Here is a 13,148-nt window from a genome sequence, read left to right as displayed (position 1 = left end):
CTTAAAGAATTTTCGAGAATCGTATGTGTTTCACTGTTTAGTTATCAAGGTTCTTTTGTTTTGCTCTCTTGCGACAGCTCATCTAGATTATCACATTCATCAGCGCTTGTCAAGTACTTTTTTCATTTTCTTTCCGAAGCTTTTATGATGTTTGCGCGTCGCTCTCAGGCGACTTGTCTACTCTATCACATCTTCATTTCCTTGTCAACAACTTTTTTCACATTTTTCAGAACTTTTAAAATTGTTTAAGTTGTTTATTCAGAAGAAACAATTCTTCGTGACAGCTCAGTTAGAATACCACTATAAAACCAATCTGTCAACACCTTTTTTCACTTTTTTTCTTTTTTTGTGTTATACTTGATAGTATCTCCCCAAAATGGGGCGAACATACCACATTACTATAGAAGAAAGAGGTTTTTATCTTGAAACAGCAATCACCCCCTTCAACATCAACCGCAGCAAATCCACTGGGTTCTGCCCCTGTTGGCAGTCTTCTTGCCAAATTTGCAGTCCCTGCCATTATCAGTATGCTGGTCAATGCTCTCTATAATATAGTAGACCAGATCTTTATCGGTCAGGGTGTCGGCATGCTTGGAAATGCCGCTACCAATATTGCATTCCCGGTTACGACGATCTCAACTGCTGCCGCTCTGCTTCTGGGAATCGGTGGTGCATCCAACTATAATCTGGAAATGGGCGCAGGTAATGAGCACAAAGCAAGCGAGATCGCCGGAAGCGCACTTTCCACACTGGTCATCACCGGAGTATCCATTGCCGCAGTCATTCTGATTTTCCTGCGGCCGCTGCTTATCTTTTTTGGCGCGACGGATACTGTTATGCCTTATGCAACAGATTATGTAAGCATCATTGCGATCGGTCTTCCGTTCTTTACTTTATCCGTCGGCGGAAATCATCTGATCCGTGCTGACCGCAGTCCTACTTATTCCATGACCTGCACCCTTACCGGAGCAGTCATCAACACCATCTTGGACCCGTTATTTATCTTTGGTTTCAAATGGGGCATCAAAGGTGGCGCCTGGGCAACTGTGATCGGTCAGATCGTATCTGCATTTCTGGTCCTGCTTTATTTTACAAAATTCCGCAAAATGTATCTGGACCGCAAAATGCTAAAGCCACAAATACACCACCTCAAAGCGATCACTTCACTTGGAATGGCTTCCTGCATCAATCAGATCGCAATTGCAGCTGTTCAGATCGTAATGAACAATATCCTTCGCTATTATGGATCAATTTCTGTTTATGGAAGTGATATTCCGATCGCATGCGTCGGAATCGTATCCAAAGTAAATATGGTCTTCCTGGCAATCTGTATCGGAATCGCTCAGGGTGCACAGCCAATCTGGGGCTTTAACTACGGTGCACGAAAATTTGACCGCGTTCGACAGACATATAAATATTCAGCCACCGCCTGTACGATCATTGCAGTGATCTTTTTCCTGTGCTTTCAGTTTTTCCCTCATCAGATCGTGGGAATGTTTGGCGGCGGAAGTGATCTGTACTTTAAATTTGCGGAAAATTATCTGAGGATCTTTATGCTTCTCACTTTTGCAAATGGCATTCAGCCAATGTCCGCAGGATTTTTTACTTCTATAGGAAAAGCAGGACTTGGTATTATCATGTCCCTTACGAGACAGGTGATCTTCCTGCTTCCACTTGTTGTGATCTTTCCGAAGTTTATGGGAATTGACGGCGTAATGTACGCAGGGCCAATTGCTGATGCGGCGGCTTTTGTACTCGCAGTCGTGTTTGCAAGAAGGGAACTCTCACAGATGAAAAACGAGTAAATCAGCGGACTTGCCACTGGCCACTGGCACCTCCTCGATATGCAATGCAACAAAAAAGCCGGAGGGGCAGGTACAATACCCGTCCCCCTGGCTTTTATTTACAGGCATATTCTTCGACTTCCACCACCACGTCGCCCCTTTTTTCTTTCCATATCATAAGATACACTTTATACCCCAGCGAATCTCGCGCGATCGTAAAAGGCTCTTCTCTCAGAATATCTGACTTATATCCCTGTTCCTCCAATTCCTGCTGTCTTTTTCTCGCCATTTTCAGCATCTTCTCATATTTCCGTTCCAGCTCATCCCCAAGAAAACGCCGTGGATACTCCGCTGTTGCTTCCCGCAGTCTCCGTGTCAGCAGATCCACAACTGCAGCATGTTTCTTTTTATGAAGCATGGCTGCAATTCTTTTTGCCCGGAATTTTGTCGGATGTTTCCGATATGTTTCCAGCTTTTTTTCGAGAGAAATATCTCCGCACTCAGCAGAGAGTTCTTTCATATAAGTAATGGCTTCCTCCGACGGAACCCAGGGATCCTCCCGTGGCACGATATACTTTTCCGGAACTGCCGGATAGCAGCAATAATTTAATGGAGGAAACTCTACAAGTGCTGCCAGACGTTTTTCTTCCTCGGTGCAGTATTCTTCGCCAAGATAATCGTACTTATCTCTCAGAATCGCAAGCCTGTATTCGAGCTGCCTCAGATATTCATATCCCTTAACCCAGAAATGTCCGGTGTACGCATATTCATACAGATGCACTTCCAGATCCATCTTTTCAAAAAACAGCGTCAGGACTGTCTCTCCCTGTTTCACCACCAGCACAAATTCCTCACCCTGTTTGTTCAGAGATGCTTCCAGTTCTCCCTCATACTCCGCATGATATTCGCCTGTCATCCGGGCATCCCGGAAGACCAGAAAGCTCTCTACAGCATCATTCATCAGGTATACCAGCCGTATATCCTGTCCTCTGCCTGCTCCGCTTTCTGAAAAAATCAGCTCAAACTGATCCTGTTCCAGAAGCTGTGCCAGCTTTTCCAATGTATTTTCTGTCATTCTTTCTTCCTTAACTGATCTGCCATCTTACACGGCTTCCATTTTCATCTTTGTTTACGATCAGCTGATCTTCTATCTCCTGTTTAAGTTCTGTCACATGGGAAATGATTCCGATCAGTCTTGATCCCTCAGCCATCTCCTGAAGGACTTTTACCGCCTGGTTGCGTGAGTGCTCATCCAGTGAACCAAAGCCTTCATCTATAAACATCATATCCAGATTGACCGCCGCAGAACTTTCCTGGATCTGATCTGCCATTCCAAGTGCAAGTGATAACGCCGCCATAAAAGATTCCCCTCCGGAAAGCGTCCGCACTTCCCGTTCTTTGCCGGTGACTGTAGAATATACCATCAGATCCAGTCCGCGATTTTTACCTTCGCCTGCTTTTTCCAAGTCATACATCCGAAATTCAAACTGCCCTGCAGACATCTCCTGAAAACGTCGGTTCGCCGCATAAAGGATCCTCTCCAGATAATATCTCTGGACATACGTTTCCAGATCCATACGTGCTCCACTTACATTTCCTGATGTCATCCGATACAGAGCATCGATCCGGGCATGTTCCTCCACAACTGCCTTTCGTTCTTCCAGTCTGGATGAAAGAGCAGCCAAAATCTCTCCATCGTCTTTGCTGTCCATACGCAGTTGATTATAAATCTTTTCTGCTTCCAGATATTCTGTCTCGGCCAGATCTCTTTCCTTCTGAATTTCTTCCAGGACTGGCCGTCCGACCTTCCCAACTGCATTCTTTGCAGAATCCTTCCTTGCCTGCTGTGCCGCTTTCTTTTCATAATAAGTATTAACTGTTTTCTGAAATTCTTCTGCCGCCTCACGGCTGTAAGCCTCTGCAAGTTCTTTCCATTCTTTTTCCGTCATCTGCTTCGTGCTCATTATTTCTATATAAGAAGTTTTTCGTTCTTCCACGCACTGTTTCTGTGTCGGAATTTCCTGTTGATAACGGCCGATCAGTGTCTCTGCCTGCTTTTGCGAATTCACAGCTTCTTTTGCTTCTGCCGAAACCTTCTGATATGTTTCCTCCGCACGCTGTTTGCTGCTCACTGCCTGATGCAAAGCTGCCTTTGCCGCTTCTTCTGTCTGAAATTCTGCAGAATCTTTCAGATTTTTCAATGTAGCCTCACTGCCTGCCAGTTTTTCTGCCGCTTCTTTTTCTTCTGTCATACATTGAGTATACGTTTCCCGAAGTTTTCGTCTCTGTTCTTCTATATTCTGAAGTGCCTCACGGAGTTTCGCCAGAAGTTTCGCGTCTTTCTTTAACTTGTTCAGTTCTTCTTCCAGCTGCTGCTTCCAGTTCTCCAGCACATGGTCCATTTCTGTCACACTCGACTGCTCTGTTATAGAAGAAATACTTTTTCCCAGACGTTCCTGAAGTTTTCGTACACTGCCAATGTAGGTCGTTTTTCGTGTCTCATATTCTGCTCTTGCCGCCGCGACATCTCCTGCCGATTTCTCCTGCTTTTTGCGAAGTTTATCCACATTTATCTGCATATTCTGGAGTTTTTCTTCGGAGATATCCACATATTCCACAGCCCTTTTATGTGGATTCGGATGTTCTGTCGAGCCACATACGGGACATGGTTTTCCCGGTTCCAGTTCTTCCGCAAGAAAACCTGCCTGTGCGTTCAAAAAACGCTGTCTCATACTCTCATATTTTGTATTTGCCGCATTATAATCTTCTGTTATTCTGACATAATCTTCTCTTGCTTTGATCGCTTTTTTGCGGCACTGCTCTGCCTGATTTCCAAGTGTTCGAACGTCAGAAATTTCCTGCGAAACAGCATCTGCTTCTTCCTTTTTCCCCTCCGCAACTGCCAGTTTTTTGTCCACTTCTGCCAGCTCTTCACTCTGTATTTTCCACTGTTCAGCTTTCTGCTCCAGAGTTTCCTGCTGCTGCTGTGTTTTCTGCGTTTTTCTGGTCGCTTCGTTGTAACTTTTTCTGTCTGTTTCTGTCTGTATAGAAAGGTTTTTTATCTGCGTCAAAACCTCTAATGACTTCTGTACTTTCTCAGATATTCTGCTGTGATTCTGCAGCTCCTGATCGTATGTCTGCTTCGCCTGTTCTTCAGCACTTTCGGCTGCTTCCCGCGCGTTTTTCAGCATTGGCAGGCGTTTTTCCTGACTCAGCAGTGCTTCTTCCAGATCTCTCAGATGTTTCTGGGCATCACTCAGAAGCATATAGTTTTCCCTGATCTCCCAGGTATCTCTGATACGTCCGAGCAGCCCCTGCATCTCCTTTATTCTGCCTTCATCAGATGCATATTGCTGCAGTTTCTGTTCCGCATCTTCGAGCTGTACAAACCACTTCAGAAGTTCTTCTGCTCTTGTATATGCCTCTCTTTTTTCATCTCTTTTTTTAGCCGCTTCCTGGTATTCTTTTTCCGCCTCGCGGGTATGTTTTCCCAGCCAGTCACATAGTATTTCCAGCTCTTTCAGGAAATCTGTGAGGCGTGTCATCTCACCTTCTTCAAGTTGTTTTTTCAACTGTTTGAGTATCTCTGATCCGTATATTTCAGGTATGCGGATCCTGCTCACTTCGCTCTGACACTGTGTTTTCAAAACAGCGATCTCTTTCTCTTTTGCACGCTTCCGATTACCCAGTTCTGCCACGATCTCCTGGTACATTTCTGTATTAAAAAGCTTCCGGAAAATCACTTTTTTGTCATCGGATCTTGCCCGCAGAAGCTCCATAAATTCACCCTGTGCGATCATCGCAACCTGCATAAACTGCCCCTTCGTAAGTCCTGTGATCTCCTGTAATTTCCGGTCAGTTTCTTTGGACGGATATTCAGTCCCATCCGGCATAATGAGACTTACAGATCCCGTAACTTCTCTCTGTTTTCCCTTCGCCGCACCTCTGGTGATCATCTTGAGATGTCTCGGAACGCGGCGCACGGTATACACTTCCCTGGTCTCGCCCTGTCCCTCTGCAAAGACAAGTTCCACAAACGGTTCCTGCGCAAAATCCACATACTGACTCTGCAGAACAACGCCGTCTTTCTTATTTGTCGAAGAACTTGCCTCCCCATATAAAGCAAATACGATCGCATCAAAAATAGTCGTTTTCCCCGCTCCGGTATCTCCCGTAATAAGAAAAAGATTCTGGTTTACTTTCTCAAAATCGATCACTGTTTCCTTACCATAAGAGCCAAATGCCTGCATTTTTAAGCGTAAAGGTTTCATCTATTTCACCCCCTGAACCGTGTGAAGTACATCCTGCAGGATCGTCTTCTCTTCCTCATCCAGATCTTTTAGAAAAGAGCAGCATAACTCATAAGGGTCAAGCAGTTCTTCCGTCTGTAACGTTCTGGTATAATCAGCTTTTCTCAGATTTTCCCTTCGGATCTCCAGCAGATTCGGAAATGCCAGCCGGATGCGCTCCTGCATATCGATCACGTCAAGATCTGCTTTATCTGTCAAAATGACTGTTACATAATCTGCACAGGATTCTTCCAGAACCTCTTCCAGTGTTCCCTTTACAACCTTCACCTGACGCAGTGGTTCAAGTGATAAGACTGTTGTTTTGACTTCGCCTTTTGCGCCCATTTCTACCATTATGATCCCTTTCTGCTGCTGTGCTTCACTCACAGAGCAGGCGAGAGGTGTTCCGCAATAACGCCAGTTTTCGCTGCCAGCTTTCATTGGTTTGTGGATATGTCCAAGCGCCGCATAATCAAAAATCTCCAACACATCTGCGGAAATTTCATCGATATTTCCTACCGTGCAGATTTCTGATTCCATTCGCTCGATCTCATCTGCTTTCTTGCCGACAGGAAGATAAAACTGGTGGCTGACGAGTACATTTCTGTCATTCTCATCAATTTCCTCACGCCTGATCAGTCTGTGCAGGGTTTCATTATAAGAAAGATTATTTCCATTCTCGTCCACCCCCACGACCTGTTTGACCATAGATGGTTTTACAAACGGAAGCAGATAAAAATTCACATTTCCATATGTATCATGCAGAACGACTTTTTCTATATATTCTGCCTTTGTTCTCGGTGGCTGACCGATCATATATACCTTCTGTCTGGACAAAACATTTCGAAAACAGTTGACCCTCGGCGCACTGTCGTGATTTCCGCTGATCATCATGATCACCGCATTCGGAACAGTCTCCGTCAGTTCTTCGAGAAACCGGTCAAAAACTTCGACTGCTTCGGCAGACGGAACGGCTTTATCATAAATGTCTCCCGCGATCACAACCGCATCCGGCTCTTCCCGACCTGCTGCCTCGACGATCTTACTCAAAATATATTCCTGATCTTCCCGCAGATCACGGTTCATTAATTTCAATCCGATATGTAAATCTGATAAGTGAAAAAATTTCATAGTCACGTTCCTCTCCGGCAGTATTTTCTGCCTGTTACGATTCACCCTATTCATGGCACTCTCTGTCTCCATCATAACATCTTAGCTGTCTGCCTGCATCTTTTTCTTTCGCTATTTCTCAACAAGGAACTTTTTTATGTCGTTTCTTTTGCCTTTTGCACAATTTACTTATTCTAAAACCGATATTTTTCAGCTTTTATTAGTTACTTTTTACAAAGTTTTTTTGTCTTATTGAATTTTTTTGTGTATTATGATACACTTTGTTAAAAGGTATTACCTCATACCAATAATATCAAAAAATAAGAAAAAGGAGCAGCAAAACATGTATAGAGAACATGAATATTACCTCAAACGATGCATTGAAGTTTCCAAAGCATCTAGAGAACACGGCAACACACCATTCGGCGCAATCCTCGTTGATGAGGATGGAAACATCCTGTTAGAACAGGAAAATGTAGAGATTTCCACTCACAAGAGCACCGGACACGCTGAAACACAGCTTGCAGAAAAGGCATCCACCATGTATTCCAAAGATTTTCTCTGGAAATGCACACTGTATACAACCGCAGAGCCATGTGCAATGTGCGCCGGCTGTATTTACTGGTCCAATATCGGCCGCGTCGTTTATGCAATGACAGAAAAGGATCTGCTGTCACTGACCGGATCTGATGAACAGAATCCTACCTTTGATCTTCCATGCAGAGATGTTTTTGCCAGAGGTCAGAAGGATATCCGGGTGATCGGACCATTCCCGGAACTTGCACCGCTTGCAGCTGAAGTTCACAGGGGATTCTGGAACAAATAACTTATGGGATCAGGGATTACAAAAACTATTTTATTTTTTTAGAGGGTATTTACTATGGGAAACACAAACAATACTAACGAACAGGATACAGAGTTCGCACTTTGTACCGTTCCTGAGAATGAGCGAAAAAGCTATTTCAGTCTGACGATCGTCTGGACTGGATTCGTATTTGTTATTACCAGTATGATGGCAGGAGGGGGATTATCTGCCGGGCTGGATTTTAAGGGAATTTTACTTGCTGTTGTACTTGGAAACGTCTTTTTGAGCATAATCGCCGTGGCTGTCAGCTATATTGCCAGCAAAACAGGCCTTACCTTTGCTCTGCTTACCAAATACAGCTTTGGTGAAAAAGGCTCCCGCGTTGCTTCCATGTTTGTACCTGTCGTAAACATCGGCTGGTATACCATTCAGGCAGCAACCTACGGACATTTTATCGCCCAGGCATTTAACTGGAGCGGAACTGCTGAATTATTCTGCATGGCTGTCAGTGCAGTTATCATGGGGATTTTCTCCATGAAAGGCTACAAGGCTATCAGTATTCTTGGATACATTGCAATCCCTGCAATCGTATTCCTGTCACTGGCAACCTCCATCCGTGCAGTAGGCATGGTTGGTGCAGACGGCATCTGGAACCATGTTCCGACCGACAGTATTTCTATCGGAAGCGGAATCACGATTGTAATCGGTACCTGGATTCTTTCCACTGCTACCTGTATCGCAGATATCATGCGCTATGCAAAATCTGCCAAATCTGCAATCGCAGCTACACTTACCGGACTTCTGGGCGGAAATATTTTTATGATTCTCTGCGGTACACTGACTTCCATCGCTGTTGGAGACAGTGATCTGACAAACGTACTGTTATCCATGGGTCTGCTGATTCCATGTCTGATCCTGATGACTACCAATATTTTTACTACCAATGCATCAAACCTGTATTCGACTTCACTGAACCTGTCCAACGCATTCAAGATGGACCGTAAGAAGATTATCATTGTGATCCTGATCATCTCTGCCGGTGCAACGCTCTGCAGACCTTATCAGATCTCATTCCTGTTTACATTCCTGAACCTGCTTGGTACTATCGTACCTCCACTTCCGGGAATTATTCTGGCTGACTATTTCATCATTCATCATGGAAGTTACGCCAGACTTGAAGGTGTGAAATTCCACAACTTCAACATTATCCCGTGGATTGCATGGGTTCTTTCACTGGTTCTGGTATTTACACTTCCATTTGGACTTCCGTCCCTGAATGGACTGATCCTCGGTGCAGTCATCTATACTGTACTTATGAAAATCACCAAAAAACAGGTTATCAAGGAGGATTAACTCATGGAAGAACTGAGAAAATATAAAATCGCAGCACTTATCGGAATCATCGTCATGGGCATCGGTGCTTTTATGGCGTGCCTCTGCACAACTTCATCACTGATCATGACAGGAAATGTTTTATTGATTGCCAGCATCTTTGTTCTGATCTACGCTTTTTCATCCTGGCAGCCGTAACAGAAACAATACTCAGCTTTGATAAATTTTTTCCTACCAAAAAAGAAACAGATCTTCTGTTCCGCACAGAGGATCTGTTTCTTTTTTATTTACTGTTCAAAAAATTCTTTTACGGATCTGGGAATACTTCAGTATAGAAGTATTGATATATTCACGAATATAAACACTCTCCCGGTTCTTCTCATCATAATTTACCGAACTCAGAAAAAGAAATGGTTTTCGCTCCGGAAAACCTTTTACTTTCATTCCTCTCGGCAGTATATCATCGCTCAGGATGGTATCGATCTCCACCTTATCCCAGGCAATCCTTCTTCCGGTTTCCTGATAAAGAAAATAGAAAATACTGTCTTTGTAGTTCTTCAGTTTCTCCAGTGCCTCCTCAGAAAAAATTTCTGTCGACACATAATCGTAGCTGATCACGCAGGGATGTTCATCCGCATAAAATACCTTAAGTGCACTCCAGACCTGTGCTCCCGGTGCCAGTCTCAATGCTTCCGCTACTTCTTTTTCGGCCGGCTCCATCCGAATTTCCAGTATCTCCATCCGTGCTTTATATCCACTGCTCTCGATCAGATCCGGAAAATGGATTGCCTGGTCAAACCGGCATGCAATTTCCCGAAAGTGCGGATTGACAAAAGTACCTCTTCCATGAACCCGGATGATAATTCCCTCTGCTGCCAGATCATCCAGCACGCTTCGAAGCGTCACCCTGCTGATCCCGAGAATACGGCAGAGTTCCTCTTCCCGCGGGAGTTTGTTGGCTACATCCAGATCCAGAGAATGAATATACTCTTCCAGTTCCGCACGAACCTGAGATTTAAGATTAATCTTTTTTATCTGTTTCATTATAATCATCAGTTCTTTCTGGTATATTTTCTTTTCTGTAAATAATAGTACCACAATTTCCTGATATATGAAAAGATTAGATTGATACTTTTATACTACAACAAAATTACTATCCCAATTAACTCCCATATATATTGACGTATTCTCATGTTTTTTTTATAATCAAACTACACCTACATAAGATAAAAAATCAAATATGATTCGACTATAATTTATGTAGGGAGGTTTTCTATTGTTTCAAATTTCATATTCCAAAAAGGCAATCAAATTTTTAAAACGCCAGGATATTCCTTCGCAGAAAAGATTGATAGCAGCCATTTCCAGACTTCCGTTGGAGGGTGATATAAAGAAATTACAGGGTACCGACGGATATCGTCTTCGTGTAGGAAATTTCAGAGTTTTATTTAATGTTAATGGTATCATAATAGATATCATCGATATCGGAAACCGTGGTCAGATTTATAAAGGAGTGTGATACTATGTCCAGTATAAAAGAACGAATTTTCGGAGCTGTTACTGTTATGAGCGAAGAGGATGCGCAAAAAGTCTGGGATCTGATTCTCTCCACTTTTGCTCTTGATAATATCGAACAGGTTGTGCCTGATCCCGACGAACAGGCAATTATGAACGCCTATAAAAATGGCGATCCTGATTATCAGCCATCTGTTTCTCAGGAAGATTTGCTTAAAGAATTGAATTTAAAATAACAAGAAAAAAGTTCCTGACAAAGTGCCGGGAACTTTTTTTCTGTCTTATTTTTTATTTGTGTTTCTTCAAAATCCTTGTCTGCAGCGGAGCCATGACTTCGCTCTCGGTTCCATAGAGCAGTTCATATTCTGCCGGAACAGCAACCGTCTGTGGTTTGCGTGCATAGTTCTGGATGAAGAGGTATTCGGTATCTTCGCTCTCTCTTACTGTTACGGAAACGCCTTCCGGAATGAATTCAACTGGTGATTTCAGGCCGGCTTCTGCTGCTGCTCTGCCGTAGAAGTCCTGATAGAATCCAAGTTCCATATCCGCACATACATAGTATACATGACCTTTACCAAATGCTTTGTGTGTCAGCACCGGATATCCCTGATAGAAGTCCTCGCCGTAGCGCAACAGCACTTCCGCATCGGAAACTTCAACCAGTTCGCAGAGGTTCTTGCAGGAATATACATTGCTGATTCCGAGATGGCTTCCAGCCTGTGGGATCGCATGGTTTTCTTCCCAGTCATAAAGAGCGTCGATCTCTGCACTGCGGATTCCTGTTACGTCCATCAGTCCGTATGGAGTTCCGTCAAGGAAGCATTTGTCTGTACCGTCTACCAGTCCGGACCAGTAGGAAAGTACCAGAGTTCCTCCATTTTCTACATAGGTGCGGAGTTTTTCTTCGTATCCGTCTTTGAACATATATGCCATCGGAGCTGCCAGAACTTTGTAGTCTGCAAGGTCATGTTCCATTGCAATAATGTCGACATTCAGTCCCTGTTCTCTCAGTGCACGGTAGTTCTTCTGCACATTTTCACGATAGTGCATATCTTCGTTTCTCGGTCCCTGTACATCCGCGATCGCCCAGTCGTTTTCACGGTCATAGAGAACAGCTACCTGAGATTTCATGTTGGTTCCAACAGTCTCCTGAATCTGTTCCAGAACCTCTCCAACCTCTGTTACTTCACGGAAAACACGGGTATCTTCTTTGCCGTAATGATCGATCACAGCACCGTGGAATTTCTCGGAAGCGCCCTGACTCTGACGAAGCTGGAAATACAGAACACTGTCAGAACCGTGAGCAACTGCCTGGAGAGAACCTGCCAGAAGCATTCCCGGTTTTTTGAGTTTGTTGATCGGTTTCCAGTTCGTTGCAGACGGGCAGGATTCCATAAGAAGGAACGGCGCTTTCTTGATGCTGCGCATCAGGTCGTGCTGCATTGCCGCGTCAACAGCTGTGACATATTCCTCTTTTTTGTGCCATCCCGGATAGTTGTCCCAGGATACAATATCAAGAACATCTTTGAATTTTTTGTAATCCAGACCGTCAAAATCATACATCAGATTGGCGGTCACAGGCAGTTCAGAACCTCCTTCACGAATCGCATCAACCTCATTTTTGATAAAGTCGATCGTCTGATCTGTGACAAAACGCTTCCAGTCAAGTTTCAGTGCATGAAGTTCATTTTCACCCTTCGTGGATGGGCTTTCGATCTGATCAAAACTGTTGTAAATGTGGCTCCAGAATGTTGTGCACCAGCTCTTGTTGAGGTTTTCGATCGTGCCATATTTTTCTTTCAGCCATTCTCTGAACTTCGCCTGGCACAGCGGGCAATGGCATTCTCCACCGAACTCGTTGGAGATATGCCACAGCATAACTGCCGGATGTTTGCCGAATCTTTCGGCTAATTTCTTATCGATCGCATGGACTTTTTCTCTGTATACCGGAGAGGTAAAACAGTGATTATGTCTGCCTCCGAAGAATCTTCGGGTTCTGTCCGGATCCATACGAAGGACTTCTTCGTATTTGTCTGCCATCCATTTCGGTCTTGCTCCTGACGGAGTTGCAAGAATGGTATGAATCCCCTCTTTATAAAGATTGTTAATGATCTCTTCCAGCCAGTCGAAGTTATATTTTCCTTCTTCCGGTTCAAGAACAGCCCAGGAAAAAATCCCTACCGATACAGTGTTGATATGTGCTTTTTTGAAATATTCGATGTCTTTCTGAAGGATATCCGGGCGGTCAAGCCACTGCTCCGGGTTATAATCTCCACCATGAAGGTAACGTCCGTATTTCATCTGTTTCGCCAT

11 protein-coding genes are annotated in these 13,148 nt (G+C 44.0%); 6 read left to right on the top strand and 5 right to left on the bottom strand.

Annotated features, from left to right (window positions below; genetic code table 11):
* Positions 1-422: 422 nt before the first annotated feature.
* Positions 423-1,805, top strand: a complete 1,383-nt coding sequence (locus DXC01_RS12755; protein WP_118252674.1) for an MATE family efflux transporter — start codon at positions 423-425, stop codon at positions 1,803-1,805.
* A 94-nt stretch (positions 1,806-1,899) separates the two neighbouring features.
* On the opposite strand, the gene DXC01_RS12750 is transcribed toward DXC01_RS12755, so the two are convergent.
* From DXC01_RS12750 to DXC01_RS12740, 3 genes are read right to left on the bottom strand one after another with little or no spacing between them, the layout of a single operon-like run.
* Positions 1,900-2,859 (bottom strand): DUF3878 family protein, encoded by a 960-nt coding sequence (locus DXC01_RS12750; RefSeq protein WP_118699044.1) that lies wholly within the window; start codon positions 2,857-2,859, stop codon positions 1,900-1,902.
* Positions 2,860-2,869: 10 nt separating this feature from the next.
* A complete protein-coding gene (locus tag DXC01_RS12745; protein ID WP_118699043.1) occupies positions 2,870-6,055 on the bottom strand; it encodes an SbcC/MukB-like Walker B domain-containing protein in 3,186 nt (1,061 codons plus the stop codon).
* A complete protein-coding gene (locus tag DXC01_RS12740) occupies positions 6,056-7,204 on the bottom strand; it encodes an exonuclease SbcCD subunit D (protein WP_022214530.1) in 1,149 nt (382 codons plus the stop codon).
* 322 nt (positions 7,205-7,526) lie between these two features.
* On the opposite strand from DXC01_RS12740, the gene DXC01_RS12735 reads away from it, so the two are divergent.
* The 3 genes from DXC01_RS12735 to DXC01_RS20140 are packed head-to-tail and all read left to right on the top strand — an operon-like array spanning position 7,527 to position 9,518.
* On the top strand, positions 7,527-8,009 hold the full coding sequence (locus DXC01_RS12735; protein ID WP_118699042.1) for a nucleoside deaminase: 483 nt from the start codon (positions 7,527-7,529) through the stop codon (positions 8,007-8,009).
* Positions 8,010-8,063: 54 nt separating this feature from the next.
* On the top strand, positions 8,064-9,341 hold the full coding sequence (locus DXC01_RS12730) for a cytosine permease (RefSeq protein WP_118699041.1): 1,278 nt from the start codon (positions 8,064-8,066) through the stop codon (positions 9,339-9,341).
* Positions 9,342-9,344: 3 nt separating this feature from the next.
* Entirely contained in the window at positions 9,345-9,518 is a 174-nt protein-coding gene (locus tag DXC01_RS20140) for a hypothetical protein (RefSeq protein ID WP_158565305.1), read from the top strand.
* Between the two features lie 96 nt (positions 9,519-9,614).
* Here the strand turns inward: DXC01_RS20140 and DXC01_RS12725 are convergent, their stop codons facing one another.
* A complete protein-coding gene (locus DXC01_RS12725; RefSeq protein WP_158565306.1) occupies positions 9,615-10,364 on the bottom strand; it encodes a GntR family transcriptional regulator in 750 nt (249 codons plus the stop codon).
* A 232-nt stretch (positions 10,365-10,596) separates the two neighbouring features.
* Here DXC01_RS12725 and DXC01_RS12720 point away from each other — a divergent pair, with 232 nt between their 5' ends.
* Together DXC01_RS12720 and DXC01_RS12715 are read left to right on the top strand one after the other, a co-directional pair.
* The gene (locus DXC01_RS12720) at positions 10,597-10,839 is read left to right on the top strand and encodes a type II toxin-antitoxin system RelE family toxin (RefSeq protein WP_022214525.1); all 243 of its coding nucleotides are present in this window, start codon (positions 10,597-10,599) and stop codon (positions 10,837-10,839) included.
* A gap of 4 nt (positions 10,840-10,843) precedes the next feature.
* Positions 10,844-11,071, top strand: a complete 228-nt coding sequence (locus tag DXC01_RS12715; protein ID WP_022214524.1) for a hypothetical protein — start codon at positions 10,844-10,846, stop codon at positions 11,069-11,071.
* Positions 11,072-11,123: 52 nt separating this feature from the next.
* On the opposite strand, the gene DXC01_RS12710 is transcribed toward DXC01_RS12715, so the two are convergent.
* On the bottom strand, positions 11,124-13,148 hold the full coding sequence (locus tag DXC01_RS12710) for a beta-galactosidase (protein ID WP_118699040.1): 2,025 nt from the start codon (positions 13,146-13,148) through the stop codon (positions 11,124-11,126).

It is taken from the genome of Blautia sp. OM07-19, from assembly GCF_003481595.1.
In the GTDB taxonomy this organism is placed as follows: Bacteria; Bacillota; Clostridia; order Lachnospirales; family Lachnospiraceae; genus Blautia_A; species Blautia_A intestinihominis.
The sequence above is the reverse complement of the archived record's forward strand: the minus strand, read 5'-3'. Positions and strand labels throughout refer to the sequence as shown.